Genomic DNA, 15,801 nt, shown 5'->3' with positions numbered 1-15,801 from the left:
GTCCCGAAAGTCATGCTCCCGTTCCGTCGCTCTTCACGGCCGTCGCCCTAACATTGCCCCGTTGCCCTTCGCCCGAGGACCGCGATGACCAAGGCCATGCCGCCCGCCCGCGACCCGTTGCCCGCCGTGATCGGCCAGGACGAAGCCACCGGGCGGGTGACCCAGGCGATCCTCGACTTCGTCGCCCACGTTCCCGCCAGCCACGTCGCCGGCAGCGCCGCACCGGGCATCACCGCGCGCCGCCTCACCGAGCAGGCCGCGCGCCGCGCCGCGCTGACCGCGGGCTCGCTGGCGCTGCCGCCGGGACCGCTGGGCTGGCTTACCGTGCTGCCCGAGCTGCTGGCGATCTGGCGCATCCAGGCCCAACTGGTCAGCGACATCGCGGCCGCCTACGGCCGCCACGCCGAACTGGGACGCGAGCAGATGCTGTGGTGCCTGTTCCGCCACACCGCGGCGCAGGCGTTCCGCGACGTGGCGGTGCGCATGGGCGACCGGCTGCTGTTCCGCCGCCTGTCGCAGGGCATGCTGGAACGGCTGGCGCGGCAGATCGGGGTGAAGCTCAGCCGCCGCGCGCTGGGCGAGGGATTGTCGCGCTGGATGCCGGTGGTGGGCGCGCTGGGCGTGGGCGCCTACGCCTGGTACGACACCCGCCAGGTGGCGGCCAGCGCTATCGCGCTGATGGAAGACGGCTTCGGCATCGATGCGGAGGCTGCCGCCGCGCCGCCGCGCGGATGACGCCCCGTCCGCTTTGCGGCAAGCTGGCCGCCCGTTCCGCCGCCAGGAGTCCCGCATGAAGCCACGCCACGAGCGCCCGCTCGCCCTGGTCACCGGCGCCGGCAAGCGGGTGGGCGCGGTGATCGCGCGCCGCCTGCATGCGGCCGGCTACGACCTGGCGCTGCATTGCCGCCGCTCGGTGGCCGAGGCCGAGGCGCTGGCCGCCGAACTGGAACGCGCGCGCGCCGGCAGCACCCTCGTGCTGCAGGCCGACCTGGCCGATCCCGATGCACCCGCGGCGCTGATGGACACCCTGCTGGCGCAGGCCGGTCGGCTCGACGCGCTGGTCAACAACGCCTCGGCGTTCTATCCCACCCCGCTGGGCCAGGCCACCCAGGCGCAATGGGACGACCTGTTCGCCGCCAACGCGCGCGCCCCGTTCTTCCTCGCCCAGGCCGCCGCGCCGGCGCTGCGCGCGGCGCGCGGCGGCATCGTGAACCTGGTGGACATCTACGCCGCGCGCCCGCTCGCCGGCCATCCGGTCTACTGCATGGCCAAGGCCGCGCTGGCGGCGATGACGCGCGCGCTGGCGCTGGACCTGGCACCCGAGGTGCGCGTCAACGGCGTGGCCCCCGGCGCGGTGCTGTGGCCCGGCGACGGCAAGCCGTATGCCGACCAGGCCGCGCTGCTGGCGCGCACGCCGCTGCAACGCACCGGCTCGCCGGAGGATGTCGCCGGCGCGGTGTTGTGGCTGCTGCGCGACGCGCCGTTCGTCACCGGGCAGATCCTGCCGGTGGACGGGGGGCGCACGCTGTCGGTGTGACCCGCCCGCCATTCCGGCGCAGGCGCACTGCTGTCCGGAATAGGTGTTGATGCCGGTCAGGCGCTTGCACCGAAGATCGGCAAACAGGCGTGTGGACAAAGACTGCCGTCTGCCCCCGAAGGGGAAGCGAGGCAACTCCCTCCCCTGCACGCAGGGGGAGGAGCGCATCCAGCGGCAGGAAAGCAGTGGGCGCAGACCGAGGTTCGCTGACGAGCCGGGAAGCCGGTGCCTCCGCTGCCCTATCATGTACGCATGCTCACCGACGCCACCAAGGACGCCATCCGCGCCGCCTATGCGCGCCTGAAGGACGGCCTGCCCGGCTTCCGTCCGCGCGCGGCGCAGGGGAAGATGATCGCGGAAGTCGCCAAGGCGCTGGCGACCGAAGGCGGCGCGGCGGTGATCGAGGCGCCCACCGGCACCGGCAAGTCGATGGCCTACCTGATCGCCGGCCACGAGGTCGCCCGCGCGCAGAAGAAGAAGCTGCTGATCGCCACCGCCACCGTGGCGCTGCAGGAACAGCTGGTCGAACGCGACATCCCGCTCTACCTCAAGTTCAATGGCGTCGCCGCCAAGGTGGCGCTGGCCAAGGGCATGGGCCGCTACCTGTGCCTGCGCAACCTGCGCATGGCTGCCGGCAGCCTGGCCGAGCCGGCCCAGCTCGGCCTCGGCCTGGACAACGACCTGGCGCTGTGGGCCAAGCCCCCGGCCGAGCGCGACAAGCAGGCGCTGAACCGGCTCGTCGCCGCGTTCGACCGCAACGAGTGGGACGGCGACATGGACCGCGCGCCGGTGCCGGTGGGCGACCTGCTGCGACCGATGGTCACCACCACCTCCGGCGGTTGCACCGGCCGCCGCTGCGCGCACTTCATGGTCTGCCCGCTGTTCGCCGCGCGCCGCGCGATCGGCGACGCCGACATCGTGGTCGCCAACCAGGACCTGGTGCTGGCCGACCTCACCATGCCCAGCGGGCAGGATGGCTTCGGCGGCGTAATCCTGCCTAGGCCGGAGGACACGCTGTACGTGTTCGACGAGGGCCACCACGTGCCGGGCAAGGCGGTCGACCGCGGCGCCTCGGAGGTCTACATGACCGCCGCCGTGCGCCAGCTGAGCCGCCTCGGCCGGCAGGTGCACGCGGCGTACTCGCTCACCGACAAGGACGTGCTCGGCAAGCTCGCGCTCGACGCCGGCGACGCGAAACTCCAGGAACTCAGCGATGCGCTGGAGGAACTGGAAAAGGCCATCCGCCTCGCCTGGATGCCCGCGCCGGACGAGATCGAACCGGTCTACCGCGGCTCGCTCGGCCAGTTGCCGGACGCCTGGGTGGAACAGGCGCGCCTGCTCGAGCTGCTCACCGGCGAGGTGCAACGCTGGCTGGTCGCGGTGCGCCGCGCGGTGGTGGAGATGAGCGAGGGCGGTCCCACCCAGGAGGCGCTGTCGCGCGAGCTGGGCATGGGCCTGGAACGCATCGGCACCCAGCTCGCCACCTGGCGCGCATGGGCCCGCGAGGACGGTGAAGACGCGCCGCCGCTGGCGCGCTGGGTCACCCTGTCCGGCGACCGGCAACTGGTCTGCCACGCCTCGGCCGTATCCGCCGCCGGGCTGCTGCGCCAGGTGCTGTGGGGCAACGCCAGCGCCGTGGTGATGACCTCGGCCACGCTGAGCGCGGGCGGCAATTTCCGCGGCTTCGCCGACGCGGTGGGCCTGCCCGACGACGCGGTGACGCTGAGCCTGCCCTCGCCGTTCGACCTCGCCGCGCAGGCGCAACTGGAAGTGCCGCTGATGCGCGCGCTGCCCGACGCGCGCGAGGAGCACGCGCAGGAGATCAGCGACTGGCTCGCCGCGAACCTCGACTGGGACGGCGGCAACCTGGTGCTGTTCACCTCGCGCGCCAAGCTCGACCGCGTGCTGCAGCTGCTGCCCATCGACAAGGTGCGCCGGGTGCGGGCGCAGGGCTCGCTGGGCAAGGCGCAGCTGATCGCCGAGCACATCGCCGACGTCGAGGCCGGCAAGGGCGGCACGCTGTTCGGGCTGGCCTCGTTCGGCGAGGGCCTGGACCTGCCCGGCAAGCTGTGCGAGACGGTGGTGATCACCCAGCTCCCGTTCGCGGTGCCCACCGACCCGGTCGGCGCCACCTACGCCGAGTGGCTGGAATCGCGCGGGCGCAACCCGTTCATCGAGGTCAGCGTGCCCGAGGCCACGCGCCTGCTCACGCAGTACTGCGGCCGCCTGATCCGCAACGAGAACGACACCGGCCGCATCGTGCTGCTGGACCGCCGCGTGGTCACCAAGCGCTACGGCGCCGGCATGCTGCGCGCGCTGCCGCCGTTCCGGCGGGTGATCGAACGGGCGGCGTGAAGGCTCGTTGCATCGCTCCCTCCGTCCCGCAGGAGGAGGGGCGAACGAGAGCACCGCCCGGTTTTTCTCCCTCCCCTGCGTGCAGGGGAGGGCCGGGGAGGGGTAGGCAACCTCGCCGCGAGGTTGGACCCCCTCCCAACCTCCCCCTGCACGCAGGGGAAGGCGCAAACCATTCCACCGACCTGACCAGCCATGCCCATCCTCCGCCTCGACGACTGCCCGCCTCGCCCCTGGAAGAATGGCCTGGGCCACACCCGCGAATTGGCCGTCCATCCGCCCGGCGTCGGCATGGACGACTTCCTGTGGCGCGTCAGCATGGCCGAGGTGGACAGCGCCGCGCCGTTCTCCGCCTTCCCCGGCATCGACCGCAGCATCGTGCTGCTCGACGGCGCCGGCTTCACGATGACGCTGGACGGCGTTCGCACGCACGCGCTGACCGTGCCGTTCGCGCCGTTCGCGTTCCCCGGCGAGGCGCAGGTGGACGTCGCGCTGGCCGGCGGTCCCACCCGCGACTTCAACCTGATGCTGCGCCGGGGCCGCGTGCGCGGCGGTATCGAGGTATGGCGGGACGCCGGCCCGAGCGTGCCCGAGGCCGGCGTGGCGCTGGTGTACTGCGCGCGCAGCGCGATCGCCGTCGCCGGGGAGATGCTGCGGCCGGGCGATGCCTGGCGGCCGTCGCCCGGCGTGCCGTCCGCGCTGGAACTGCTGCCCGGTGCAGTGGCGCTGGCCGTCCGGATCGAAGACGCGACCTGACGATTGTCACTCCAGTGCGGCGACGGGGCAGCCTATACTCGGCGAGCCAACGCCAACGGGGTCCCTCGCGATGTCCGTGCTGATCCTCGGCCTGCTGGTCTTCCTGGGCCTGCACTCGCTGCGCATCTTCGCCTACGACTGGCGCAGCCGGCAGGTCGCGCGGCTGGGCGAGAAGCGCTGGAAGCTGCTGTATTCGCTGGGCGCGGTCGCCGGCCTGGTGCTGATCTGCTGGGGTTTCGGGCTGGCGCGCCGGCATCCCGTGCTGCTGTACGTGCCGCCGATGTGGCTGCGCCACCTCAATGCGCTGTTCACCCTGGTCGCGTTCGTGCTGCTGGCGGCGGCGCGGGTGCCGCGCAACCACCTCAAGGCGAAGCTGCACCACCCGCAGACGCTGGCGGTGAAGGTGTGGGCCTTCGGCCACCTGCTCGCCACCGGCATGCTGCACGACGTGGTGCTGTTCGGTGCGTTCCTGCTGTGGAGCGTGGTGCTGTTCGCCGCCGCGCGGCGGCGCGACCGCCGCGAGAGCACGGTGTACCCGGCGGGCACCGTCCGCGGCGATACGATCGCCTTGGTGGCAGGCGCGGTGTTGTGGGCGCTGTTCGCGTTCTGGCTGCACGTGCTGCTGATCGGGGTGAACCCGATGGCCTGACGGGCGCCGGATCAGACGTCGCCGATGATGGCCCGGCGCTGCCGCTCGTATTCCGATTCGGTCACCAGGCCGCGTGCCTTCAGCGCCGCCAGTTCGCGCAGGCGCGCTTCGCTGGAAGCGCCGCGGGAAGCCCGCCGCACCAAGCGCACCACCAGCGCGATAATGGCGACCGGCACAGCCAGGATGAGCCAGTGAAAGAGGCCGTCCATTCCCATTGCTCGTACTCCGTATTCAAGTGAACGTCCCGCGGCGCCCGGATTGGCGGCGCGGGGCGCGCAGCATAAACCGGACCCTGTCGGCTGTCAGTCGGCGCCGGCCTACATCGCCGGCTCATGTACGCGCCAGCGCCACTGCGCTAGAGTCCGCCGCATCCTTCCCTCCCCCGCGAGGTCGCGACATGGCCGCTTTCCTGCTCTGGATGTTGCTGCTGGTGTTCTGCTGGCCGCTGGCGCTGCTGGCGCTGGTGCTGTATCCGATCGTGTGGCTGCTGTGCCTGCCGCTGCGGCTGGTGGGGATCACGGTGGGCGCGGTGTTCGCCTTCCTCGGCGCCCTGCTGATGCTGCCCGCACGCGTGCTGCGCGGGCGGCCGGCCTGAAGCGGCCGGTGTCGGAGGCCGTCATCCAGCCCTTGCGCGCCGTCGACACGCTCACGCCCTGCCCCTGCGGCAACGGCGCCGGCTACGCGCGCTGCTGCGGCCCGCTGCACGACGGCGTGGCCGCGCCCGACGCCGAAGCGCTGATGCGCTCGCGCTACAGCGCCTACGTGCTGAAGCGCGAGGACTACCTGTTGGCCACCTGGCATCCGTCCACCCGGCCCGCGCACCTGAAGCTCGCCGCCCAGCAGCCCGTGCCGACCTGGCTGGGCCTGGACGTGAAGCGCCACGAGGCGGCGGGCGACCGTGCCACGGTGGAGTTCGTCGCACGCCTGCGCTACAGCGGCGGCAAGGCCCAGCGCATGCACGAGGTGAGCCGCTTCGTGCGCGAGGGCGGGCGCTGGTTCTACGTGGATGGGGAATTCCCGGAGGCCTGAGGGCTCAGTCCGGATCCCGTTCGAAATGCGCCACGCCTTCGGGCAGGCGCACCCAGGCATGCCGCCGGCATTCGTAGACGGAATCCTGCGGCGGCGGGAACGCCGGGTCGGCGAACGCGCCCACCGCCACCATCACGATGCTGTCGTCGCCTTCCTCGGTATGGAAGACCGTGCTGCCGCAGACCGGGCAGAAGCGGAAACGGAACGACGCGCCCCGGTCGCCGGTGCGCACGTATTCGGTCGCCGTGCCGGTCACCTTCCACGGCGCGGCATAGGCGGCCAGCGCGGCGAACACGCTGCCGGTGCGACGCTGGCAGGCCAGGCAATGGCAGATGCCGGCACCCAGGGTTTCGCCCCGCACCTCGATGCTCAACTGTCCGCAACAGCAGGAAGCGACCCGGTTCGTCATGGCGACCTCGCGTCGGCGATGGACTGGAAACCTACCCAACGCTGCCAAAGCGCAGCGCCGTCTCGCCCTCGAACCGCCCGCCCGGCCCGAAGCGCCGCTCCACGATCCGGCCATGGCCGTGGTGGCCGATCGCCACCACGGTGCTGGCGCGTGTGCCGTAGCGTTCGCCACGGATGAAGGCGCTGGAGAGCAAGCGCTCGCGCTCCAGCCCCACGCCGGTGTCGGGCAGCGCGTCGTCGGGCGCGGGGCGCTCGTCGGCCAGGGCATCGAACAGCGGCGCGAAGTCATCCTCGCCACCGGCTTCGACCCAGTCCTGCAGCCGCGCCATCAGCGCGCGCGTCTTCGGCCATGGCGTATTGAAATCCGCGTTGGACAGGCCGTGCACGCCCGGCGCCACCGCCTGCGCGCGCGACCCGGGGCGATTGCCGAGGTAGAACGCCGCCTGCGCATCGAAGGTGAGGAGGTTGAACGGGCGGTAGTCCGCGGCGCGTGCGCACAGCGCGGCGGCATGCGCGGTGGCATCCGCACCGCCGGCGAGGTAGTCCGTGGCCAGCAGGCCGCGCGAGGCGCCGAGCTGCGGATCGCGCGGGTCGCGCACGTTGGTGACCACGGCGCAGCGTCCCGCGTCGGTGACGCCCAGCCAGGTACCGCCGGCCTCCAGGTCGCGCCCGCCAACGATCGGCAGGTCCGCCCAGCGCGCCAGCGCGGCGCTGGGACGGGCATGGAACTCGTCGCGGTTGCCGGCCAGCAGCAGCCGCCAACGCGGGTGTGCGTGCCAGGCGAAGGCGATCAGGCACATGGCCTCAGGCCCGCCGCGCGGCGCGAAGGCCCGCCGCCTCGGCCCAGCGCGCGGCCACGCGGGGCGAGGTCATGCACACGGTCTCGTCGCTGCGCGTGGTCACCGCGCGTTCCAGCAGCTGGATGTCGGCCTCGTGCTGGCGCGCCACGTGCGGGTCCTCGAAGAAGATCGCGCGCTGGCAGCGGCGTTCCAGCACCAGGTCGGCGATCTGCGCATCGCCGCCCATCGGGCCGCTCCGGTAGCGGTCGACCCACGGCTGGCCCTCGGGCCAGCCGCGGCTCCACGCCAACTCGTTGAGGCGCTGGCCGGTGGTGCCAGTGGCCACGCGGCGGGCGAAGCGCGAGAGCAGGTCGAAGTGTTCGGCGGCGTAGGCCAGCATCTGCGGCTTCAGCGCGTCGTGGGCGATCAGCGCCAGCGTGCGCCGCTCCGGCGCGTACAGCTCGTCGGCGCCCGGGTCCGGCGGCAGGCCGGCGTGGATGCGCTCCATTTCCACCCAGTCGCGCGCCGAGGCCACGGTGGAGACGAACGGCTTGCCGTGGATCACGCACTGGCGCTTCAGCGCCGCCGCCTCGGGGAAGACCGAGGACGGGTCGACCGGGTCGATCAGGTAGATCGCGCCGTCCAGCGTGCGCGCGGCGTCCTCCAGCCCGACCACCTCGGCCACCAGCTTCATCAGGCCGCCCTCGCGTCCGTACGGATAGCGGCGCAGCGGGGGGTAGTCCTGCAACAGGCCGATGCGGCGGATCGCGTCGTGGGTGCGGCCCACCGCGTGCAGTTCCAGCCGCAGCTCGCGGATGCCCGCCTCGCAGGCGCGCAGCCAGCGGAACAGCGCGCCGTCGTCGTGGCTGTGGTGGCGCCGGTTGGCGGCCAGGCCCATGCGCATCGGGTTGCCTCCTCGTGTCTCCGCGGGTCGCGCCGCGTCCGTGGCGCGGCACGTCGCATTCTGGGCGACATCGCGCGCGGCGGCCAGCGTCCGCTCAGTCGCATCCGGCATAAAAAGCGGGCGCGCCGTCCGCCGGCGCGCCCGGTGCGTACGCGGCCCGTTCAGAACTTCAGCTTCACGCCCAGGTTGTAGAAGCGGCCGACCAAGCCCGCCTGCGACCAGGTGGGGTTGTAGTTGATGCCGGCGCCGGCGTAGTTGGCGGGGTCGAACGGCGGCTTGCGGTCGAACGCGTTCATCACCGAGGCGGTGAGGCTGAAGTGGTCGTTGAAGGCGTAGCTGCCGGTGAGGTCGAAGTCGTAGAACGCGCCGACATGGCAGCTCGACGGGAAGTTCAAGCCGTCCGGCGTGGTGCTGAGGCAGTCGCCGTCGTACAGCCCCAGCACGCCCACGTCCGCGGCGGTCTCCTTGTAGCCACTGGTGTAGTACAGCGTGCCGGTGACGGTGAGCGGCCCGGCCACCAGGGTGTTCGCCCACGAGGCGCGGCTGCGCGGCGTGCCGGCACCGGAGGACAGGTTGTACGGCCCCTGCGTGCCCACGTACGACTGCGTGCTGCCGTCGGCGAACTGGATCTTCCACTGGAAGATCTGCGTGCCGGTCAGTTCGCTGATGTACTGCCAGCTGTTGGCGAAGGTGAAGCGCGCCTGCACGTCCAGGTCCACGCCGGTGGTCTTCAGCTCGTTCGCGTTGAGGTAGGAGCCGATGATCTCGGCCGGGCGCGGCAGCGCGCCGGGGTGGTCCGGGTCGGGCAGGTCGGGGACCACCGTCACGCCCGGTGCCTGCGGCAGGCCGGCGTAGTAGTTGGCCAGCGCGGAGGACGTGTCGGCCGCCACGATGTTGTTGGACTTCTTGATGTTGTAGTAGTCGAGCGAGGCGCTCAGCCAGTCCGCCGGCTGCAGCACCACGCCGAAGGTCAGGCTGTTCGCCTTTTCCGGCTTGATGTTCTTGTTCGCCAGGGTGTACTCCGAGAGGGCGTAGGGCAGCACGTAGGCGTTGTTGCCGTGCGCCTTCTGGAAATCGGGCGGCGGCGTATAGGTCACGAAGCCCTGGGTGGAACTGGAGCCGTTCTCGGCGAACGATGGCGCGCGGAAGCCCTTGGAATAGGTGCCGCGCAGCGCCAGCCAGTCGGTGGGCTTGTACTTGATGCCGATCTTGGGCGAGAAGTTGTTGCCGACGTCGGTGTAGTGGTCGAAGCGGCCGGAGGCGTCGAGTTCCAGCGACTCCAGCAGCGGCATGTCCACTTCCGCGTAGACGCCGCTGATGTCGCGGCTGCCCTTGGTCTGCGCGTTGCCCAGGCCCTGGAACTCGAAGTTCGGGTTCAGCGTGGGATCGTTCTGCGCCTCGTGGCGGAACTGCGCGCCCAGGCCCAGGCCCATCGGGCCGCCCGGCAGGTCCCACAGCTCGCGGCTGGCGCTGAGGTCCAGCGTGTCCATGTCGGTGGTGGAGGTCTTGTCGTAGCCCGGCGCCAGCGAGGCGCGCACCGCCGCCGAGTTGGCCGCCGGGTTGGCGAAGTTGTAGGTGCCGCTGTTGATGGCGTCCATCAGGCCCTGGTAGCTGATGTAGCCGTACTGCTTGGTGTCCAGCCAGGCGTGGTTGATCACCAGCGCGGCATCGTAGTTCCAATCGCCTGCCGTGCCGGCCACGTCGCCCACCACGCGGGCGACGTGGTTGTCGTAGTTGAAGCCGTCGGGAATGTCGCCGAAGTTGTAGCTGATCAGTGCCGGCACCGCGAACGGATTGGACGGGTTGCCCACCGGCAGGGTGATGTTGTTGGTGTTGTTGGGCGTGCTGGTCTGGATCGCGCGCGGGCCGCGCGGCGCCCAGGTCCTGGCCTCGTTGTAGCTGGCCGACAGGTAGGCCTTGGTGGTGTCGTTGAGCTTGACGGTGAAGCGGCCGTAGATGCCGCCCTGCTCCATTTCCGGCTGCACCTGCCCGTACAGGTTGGCCGCGTCGTAGCGGCACCAGCTGCCGTTCTTGGGATCGGTGACCAGCGGCCCGGTGGTGCAGGCGCGCAGCGGCTGCCACAGGCCGCTGCCGTCGCTCGGCTTGATCGCGCCGTCCGTGCCCCCGGCCCGGCCGGGCGCGCCGCCCAGGCCGGGTCCGCCGATCGAGCTGAGGTCGGTGGTGTTGAACGGGAAGTCGCGGTCGCGGGCCCAGATCGCGTTGTCCTTCTCGTACTGCACACTCATGTAGGCGTTGTAGTGGTCGGTGTCCAGGTCGCCGCCGCCGGCCAGCAGGGTGGCCTTGCGAGTGAAGCCGCCGCCGTGCTGCGAGGTGCCCACGTCGGCGGTGGCCTCGACGCCCTTGAAGCCGGGCCGCAGGATCACGTTGACCACGCCGGCGATGGCGTCTGCGCCGTACAGCGAGGAGGCGCCGTCCTTCAGCACCTCGATCCGCTCCACCGCCGCCAGCGGGATGGTGTTGAGATCGACGAACGAACGCTGGCCGTCGTCGGACACCGGGTAGTTGGCGTTGCGGTGGCCGTCGATCAGCACCAGGGTAGAGTTCACCGTGAGGCCGCGCAGGGCCACGCCGGACGAGCCGGCGGCGAAGCCGTTGCTGAACGCGTTGGGGACCGAGCCGCTGTTGTCGGCCGAGACCGCGCGCACCACGTCGGACAGCGTGGTCAGGCCGCTGCGCTGGATCTGCTGCGCGGTGATCACGGTCACCGGCGAAGGCGTCTCCGCGTCGATGCGCGGCAGCGCCGAGCCGGTGACCGTGACGGTCTGCAACTGCTTGGCGTTCTGAGCGTTGTCCTGCTTCTGCGCCGGCGTGCCGGCGGGTGTCGAAGCGTCCTGCGCCAGGGCCGTGGCGGCAGGCGCGAGCAGCAGGGCTGCCAAGGCAAGGGAAAGCTTGTTGCGATTCATCGACATAACCTCCACCCCATTAGAAGGAGATACTGCGATCGCTCAAGTCTCGAATTGGAGTCATCCGGAAGGGGACCGGCATGGACAGACGAACGGAGAAGAGGGTGGGGACCCCTTCGCGACTGGATGGGCAGGGACCACGTGAGCGGGGGAATGGCCGCCTGCAGGCGCATTCGTAGCACTTTGCGCCTGGCCTCACAAGTCCATTACTTCCACGAAACCGCGAACTTACAAATCACGTCGCACTGCCGCCGGCCACCACGCCTCGCGGGCCTCTCCCGGCTCGGTGATAATCCCCGCATGCCGCCAGTCTTCCCGTTCCCGACGCCACGCACCCGCCTGCTGCTCTGCCTCCTGCTCGCCCTGCCGGTCGTGCCGGCGGCGGCGCACCAGGCCGACCAGGCCCGTTCCGAACAGGCGCAGGCCCAGCAGAAGCTGAGCCAGGTGCGCGAGAAGATGAAGGCGCTGGCGCACGAACAGGCGCAGACCGCGGCGCGCCGCGACAGCCTCGACGCCACCCTGGCGAAGCAGGCCGAGGCCCTGGCCGCGGCGGCGCGCGCCGTGCGCGAGACCGATGCGCAGATCGCCGCCAGGCAGCAGCAACTGGATGCACTGGAACGGCAACGCGCCGACCTGCAGCAGAAACTGCACGCACAGCGCGCCGCGATCGCCGACCTGCTGCGCGCGACCTACGCACTGGGCCGCGGCTCCGATCTGCGCGTGCTGCTGGACGGCGACGACGTGGCGCGGGTGGCCCGCGCGCTGGCCTACTCGAAGTATTTCCAGCAGGACCGCGCCCGCAAGGTGCGCGAGCTGATGGGCGACCTGGCGAAGCTGCAGGACCTGCAGGCCTCGATCGCCACCGAGCAGCAGGCGCTCGAGGCGCAGCGCGCGCAACGCCAGGCGCAGGAAAAGACCCTGCGCCAGCAGCGCGCCGTGCAGCAGAAGCTGGCCAGCCAGGCCGACGCGCAATACAGGGACCAGGCCCAGCGGCTGGCGGCGATGAAGCAGAACGAGCAGTCGCTGAACCAGTTGCTGGGCAAGCTGCAGAAGGCCATCGACGAGGCCGCCCGCGCCGCCGCCGCGGCGGCCCGCGCCCGGCACGCGCCACCGCCGCCGAAGGGCCGCGTGGCCGACATCCGCGGCGACCTGCCCTGGCCCGCCTCCGGCGCGGTGCACGACTACGGCAACGGCGTGCTGATCGCCGCGCCGGCCGGCAGCGAGGTGCACGCGGTGGCCGCCGGCCGGGTGGTCTACGCGCACTTCCTGCGCGGCTACGGCCTGCTGGTGATCGTCAACCACGGCGATGGCTGGATGAGCATGTACGGCAACAACGAGACCCTGCTGCACGACGTCGGCGACGCCGTGCAGGCCGGCACCGTGCTGGGCACCGCCCTGCCCAGCACCAGCAGCAGCACCGGCGTGTACTTCGAGCTGCGCCACGACCGCAAGCCGGTCGACCCGCGCAGCTGGCTGCGCCGGCAGCGTTGACGGCCCGGCCCGGCCATCGCAGGCTAGGCAGGCCCCCACCCGGTTGAATTCCGGCGCCTGCCGGTGGTCCAAGCGGGCGCCCGTTACACCTTTCGCGGAGTCCTCGCATGCGGTTTTCCACCCTCAGCCTGATCGCCCTGCTGCTGGCGGCGCCGCTGGCGCGCGCGCAGACCGCCCCGCAGGCAGGCGGCGACGAGGCCCCCGCCCCTGCGGCCAGCGCCGACGCGCCCGCCAGCGCCAGCTCCAGCGCGGCCGCGGACCAGACCGACCTGGACGACATCCGCCACTTCGCCCGGGTCTACCAGATCATCCACCAGGCCTACGTCGAACCGGTCAGCAACAAGACCCTGATGACCGCCGCGATCAAGGGCATGCTGGCCAACCTCGACCCGCACAGCGCCTACCTCGACAAGCAGGGCCTGCAGGACCTGGACGAGGACACCAGCGGCCAGTACAGCGGCCTGGGCATCGAGGTGCTGGAGGACAACGGCGTACTGCGCATCGTCACCCCGATCGACGACACGCCCGCCGCGCGCGCCGGCATCAAGCCCGGCGACGTCATCGTCAAGTTGAACGGCAAGCTGGTCGACGCCGACAACATCGACGACATGTTCCAGCAGTTGCGCGGCAAGCCGGGCAGCAAGATCACGCTGTCGATCCTGCACGAGAAGAGCGACAAGCCGGTGGACATCACCCTCACCCGCGAGCTGATCACGGTGAGCAGCGTGAAGGTGCGCGAGCTGGAGCCGGGCTACGCCTACATCCGCATCAGCCAGTTCCAGGAGGACACCGCGGCCGACCTGGAGAAGAAGCTGCGCGCGCTGATCGCCAAGCACGGCAGGCAGAAGGGCGCCGTGCTCGACCTGCGCAACAATCCCGGCGGCCTGCTGACCGCCGCGGTGGCGGTCAGCGACGACTTCCTCGACGCGGGCACCATCGTCAGCACGCGCGGCCGCCTGCGCGACGCCAACCTCAGCTTCTCCGCCCACCCGGGCGACCTGCTCGATGGCGCGCCGATGGTGGAGCTGGTGAACAACGGCACCGCCTCCGCCGCCGAGATCGTCTCCGGCGCGCTGAAAGACAACCACCGCGCGCTGCTCGTGGGTCAGCGCACCTTCGGCAAGGGCGTGGTGCAGACCGTGCTGCCGCTGGACGCCGACCACGCGGTGAAGATCACCACCGCGCGCTACTACACGCCCAACGGCACCTCGATCCAGGCCGAGGGCATCCGGCCCGACATCGCCCTGGGCGACCTCACCGCCAGCGTGGCCGACACGCCGCCCGAGCCGATCAGTTCCGAGGCCGACCTGCCGCACCACCTCGCCAACCAGAACACCGCCGCCGGCGTCGACGACGACGGCAGCGCACAGAGCGCCAAGCTGGCCACCGAGGACTATGCGCTGTCGCAGGCGTTGAACATCCTCAAGGGGCTGGCGCTGAACCGCGCTTCAGTCAAATAACGCGCTTCTTGCGTCCGCCCCTCTCTCCTGCGGGGTGAGAAGGCGAACGCGAGGAGCGCTTTTACTTGGTGGAAGCGGGCAGCAGCCAGCGCACCGCCAGCAGGCCCAGCTCGTACAGCAGGCACATCGGGATCGCCAGCATGATCATCGAGGTGACGTCCGGCGGCGTGATCACCGCGGCGATGGCGAACGCGCCCACGATGGCGTAGCGCCGCGCGCCGCGCAGCTTCGCCAGATCCACCACGCCCACCGCGGCGAGGATCACCACCGCCACCGGCACCTCGAAGCACAGGCCGAAGGCGAAGAACATCAGCATCACGAAGTCGAGGTAATGCGTGATGTCGGTCATCATCTCCACGCCCTGCGGCGTCACCGCCGTGAGGAAGCGGAACGCCGCCGGCAGCACCAGGAAATAGGCGAACGCGCAGCCCAGGTAGAACAGCACCAGCGCCGCCACCAGCAGCGGACGCGCCAGCCGCTTCTCGTGCCGGTACAGGCCCGGGCTGACGAAGGCCCACAGCTGGTACAGGATCACCGGCATGCCGACGAACAGCGCGACGTAGAAGGCCAACTTCAGGGGGGTGAGGAAGGGGCTGGCCACTTCGGTGGCGATCAGGTGCGCGCCCTGCGGCAACCGCGCCACCAGGGGCGCGGCCAGTTCGCTGTACAGGCGGTTGGCGAAGGGCACCAGCGCCAGCAGCACGACCACCACGGTGGCCACGCACTTCAGCAATCGCGAGCGCAGCTCCAGCAGGTGCGAGAACAGGCCCTGCTGCAGGTCGTCGCCGAGGTCGGACTCAGGCTCGCTCATGCGGCGACTCCTTCGTGCCGGCGGCCGGCCCGCCCAGCGGCAATTCCGGTTGCATCCCGTCGGCGGCGGGGTCCGGCGTGGCCGGCTCCGCCGCCGGCGCGTCGGCCGACTTCACCGTGGCGACGGCTTCCTCCATCGGCTCGCGCACCTGCCGCACGCCGGCCTCGACCTCCTTCTGCACGGTCTCGGCCTGCTTCGCCGCCTCGCGCGCGGCGCGGCGGATCTCCTCCACCTCCAGCTCGCGCTCCACCTCGGCGCGCACGCTGTCCCAGCCGTTGCGCACGCGGCGCAGCAGCGCGCCCGCGGTGCGTGCCGCGCCGGGTAGTTTCTCGGGGCCGAGCACGATCAGCGCGATCAGCGCCAGCAGCACCAGCTTGCCGAAGCTGATCTCGATCATCGACCGCCTCGCCGCACGCGCCTACTTCGACTCGGTGGAGTCGCGCTGTTCCTGCGTGGCCGACTGCGCCGACGCCGGCGGATCGGCCTTGAGCTGCTCGGCGGTCTTCGGCTTGGCGTCGTCGTCATCGCCGTGCATGGCCTTCTTGAAGCCGCGCACCGCGTTGCCGAGGTCCGGCCCCAGGTTGCGGATCTTCTTGGTGCCGAAGATCAGCAGCACCACGACCAGCAGGATGATCCAGTGCCAGAAGCTGTCAAAACCCATGATGTTCCTCGAGGCGCCCCGGGCGGAAACGGCTCCGCCC

17 protein-coding genes are annotated in these 15,801 nt (G+C 71.1%); 9 read left to right on the top strand and 8 right to left on the bottom strand.

Annotated elements, in window-relative coordinates; translation table 11 throughout:
* Positions 1 to 84: 84 nt before the first annotated feature.
* The 5 genes from QMK61_RS09165 (at position 85) to QMK61_RS09145 (ending at position 5,294) form a co-directional block, all read left to right on the top strand.
* Positions 85 to 735: a hypothetical protein gene (locus QMK61_RS09165; protein WP_302071890.1), complete on the top strand. Its 651-nt coding sequence runs from the start codon at positions 85 to 87 to the stop codon at positions 733 to 735.
* A gap of 55 nt (positions 736 to 790) precedes the next feature.
* Positions 791 to 1,537: a pteridine reductase gene (locus tag QMK61_RS09160; RefSeq protein ID WP_302071889.1), complete on the top strand. Its 747-nt coding sequence runs from the start codon at positions 791 to 793 to the stop codon at positions 1,535 to 1,537.
* 252 nt (positions 1,538 to 1,789) lie between these two features.
* Positions 1,790 to 3,892, top strand: a complete 2,103-nt coding sequence (gene dinG, locus QMK61_RS09155) for an ATP-dependent DNA helicase DinG (protein ID WP_302071888.1) — start codon at positions 1,790 to 1,792, stop codon at positions 3,890 to 3,892.
* 192 nt (positions 3,893 to 4,084) lie between these two features.
* On the top strand, positions 4,085 to 4,645 hold the full coding sequence (locus tag QMK61_RS09150) for a HutD family protein (RefSeq protein WP_302071887.1): 561 nt from the start codon (positions 4,085 to 4,087) through the stop codon (positions 4,643 to 4,645).
* A 70-nt stretch (positions 4,646 to 4,715) separates the two neighbouring features.
* The gene (locus QMK61_RS09145; protein ID WP_302071886.1) at positions 4,716 to 5,294 is read left to right on the top strand and encodes an NnrU family protein; all 579 of its coding nucleotides are present in this window, start codon (positions 4,716 to 4,718) and stop codon (positions 5,292 to 5,294) included.
* Positions 5,295 to 5,305: 11 nt separating this feature from the next.
* On the opposite strand, the gene QMK61_RS09140 is transcribed toward QMK61_RS09145, so the two are convergent.
* A complete protein-coding gene (locus QMK61_RS09140; RefSeq protein WP_302071885.1) occupies positions 5,306 to 5,503 on the bottom strand; it encodes an SHOCT domain-containing protein in 198 nt (65 codons plus the stop codon).
* Between the two features lie 188 nt (positions 5,504 to 5,691).
* On the opposite strand from QMK61_RS09140, the gene QMK61_RS09135 reads away from it, so the two are divergent.
* On the top strand, positions 5,692 to 5,889 hold the full coding sequence (locus tag QMK61_RS09135) for a hypothetical protein (protein WP_302071884.1): 198 nt from the start codon (positions 5,692 to 5,694) through the stop codon (positions 5,887 to 5,889).
* Positions 5,890 to 5,921: 32 nt separating this feature from the next.
* Positions 5,922 to 6,323: a YchJ family protein gene (locus tag QMK61_RS09130; RefSeq protein WP_302071914.1), complete on the top strand. Its 402-nt coding sequence runs from the start codon at positions 5,922 to 5,924 to the stop codon at positions 6,321 to 6,323.
* A gap of 4 nt (positions 6,324 to 6,327) precedes the next feature.
* On the opposite strand, the gene QMK61_RS09125 is transcribed toward QMK61_RS09130, so the two are convergent.
* The 4 genes from QMK61_RS09125 to QMK61_RS09110 form a co-directional block, all read right to left on the bottom strand.
* Entirely contained in the window at positions 6,328 to 6,732 is a 405-nt protein-coding gene (locus QMK61_RS09125) for a GFA family protein (protein ID WP_302071883.1), read from the bottom strand.
* A 31-nt stretch (positions 6,733 to 6,763) separates the two neighbouring features.
* Positions 6,764 to 7,531 (bottom strand): NRDE family protein, encoded by a 768-nt coding sequence (locus QMK61_RS09120; protein WP_302071882.1) that lies wholly within the window; start codon positions 7,529 to 7,531, stop codon positions 6,764 to 6,766.
* A gap of 4 nt (positions 7,532 to 7,535) precedes the next feature.
* Positions 7,536 to 8,414, bottom strand: a complete 879-nt coding sequence (locus QMK61_RS09115) for a methylglyoxal synthase (RefSeq protein WP_302071881.1) — start codon at positions 8,412 to 8,414, stop codon at positions 7,536 to 7,538.
* A 161-nt stretch (positions 8,415 to 8,575) separates the two neighbouring features.
* Positions 8,576 to 11,338 (bottom strand): TonB-dependent receptor, encoded by a 2,763-nt coding sequence (locus QMK61_RS09110; protein ID WP_302071880.1) that lies wholly within the window; start codon positions 11,336 to 11,338, stop codon positions 8,576 to 8,578.
* A gap of 300 nt (positions 11,339 to 11,638) precedes the next feature.
* Here QMK61_RS09110 and QMK61_RS09105 point away from each other — a divergent pair, with 300 nt between their 5' ends.
* Both QMK61_RS09105 and QMK61_RS09100 read left to right on the top strand, forming a co-directional pair.
* Positions 11,639 to 12,829, top strand: a complete 1,191-nt coding sequence (locus QMK61_RS09105; RefSeq protein WP_302071879.1) for a peptidoglycan DD-metalloendopeptidase family protein — start codon at positions 11,639 to 11,641, stop codon at positions 12,827 to 12,829.
* A gap of 107 nt (positions 12,830 to 12,936) precedes the next feature.
* Positions 12,937 to 14,289, top strand: a complete 1,353-nt coding sequence (locus QMK61_RS09100) for a S41 family peptidase (RefSeq protein ID WP_302071878.1) — start codon at positions 12,937 to 12,939, stop codon at positions 14,287 to 14,289.
* A gap of 61 nt (positions 14,290 to 14,350) precedes the next feature.
* On the opposite strand, the gene tatC is transcribed toward QMK61_RS09100, so the two are convergent.
* From tatC to tatA, 3 genes are read right to left on the bottom strand one after another with little or no spacing between them, the layout of a single operon-like run.
* Positions 14,351 to 15,100, bottom strand: coding sequence for a twin-arginine translocase subunit TatC (gene tatC / locus QMK61_RS09095; RefSeq protein ID WP_302071877.1), 750 nt, complete (start codon positions 15,098 to 15,100; stop codon positions 14,351 to 14,353).
* The gene (tatB, locus tag QMK61_RS09090; RefSeq protein ID WP_302071876.1) at positions 15,087 to 15,497 is read right to left on the bottom strand and encodes a Sec-independent protein translocase protein TatB; all 411 of its coding nucleotides are present in this window, start codon (positions 15,495 to 15,497) and stop codon (positions 15,087 to 15,089) included. Before tatB ends, tatC begins: the two co-directional genes overlap by 14 nt.
* Positions 15,498 to 15,518: 21 nt before the next feature.
* Complete coding sequence (gene tatA / locus QMK61_RS09085) at positions 15,519 to 15,761, bottom strand: Sec-independent protein translocase subunit TatA (protein WP_302071875.1); 243 nt, start codon at positions 15,759 to 15,761, stop codon at positions 15,519 to 15,521.
* Positions 15,762 to 15,801: the final 40 nt, after the last annotated feature.

The sequence above is a fragment of the Fulvimonas sp. R45 genome, from assembly GCF_030504985.1.
In the GTDB taxonomy this organism is placed as follows: domain Bacteria; phylum Pseudomonadota; class Gammaproteobacteria; order Xanthomonadales; family Rhodanobacteraceae; genus Rhodanobacter_A.
This window is presented reverse-complemented; position numbering and strand designations above follow the sequence as displayed.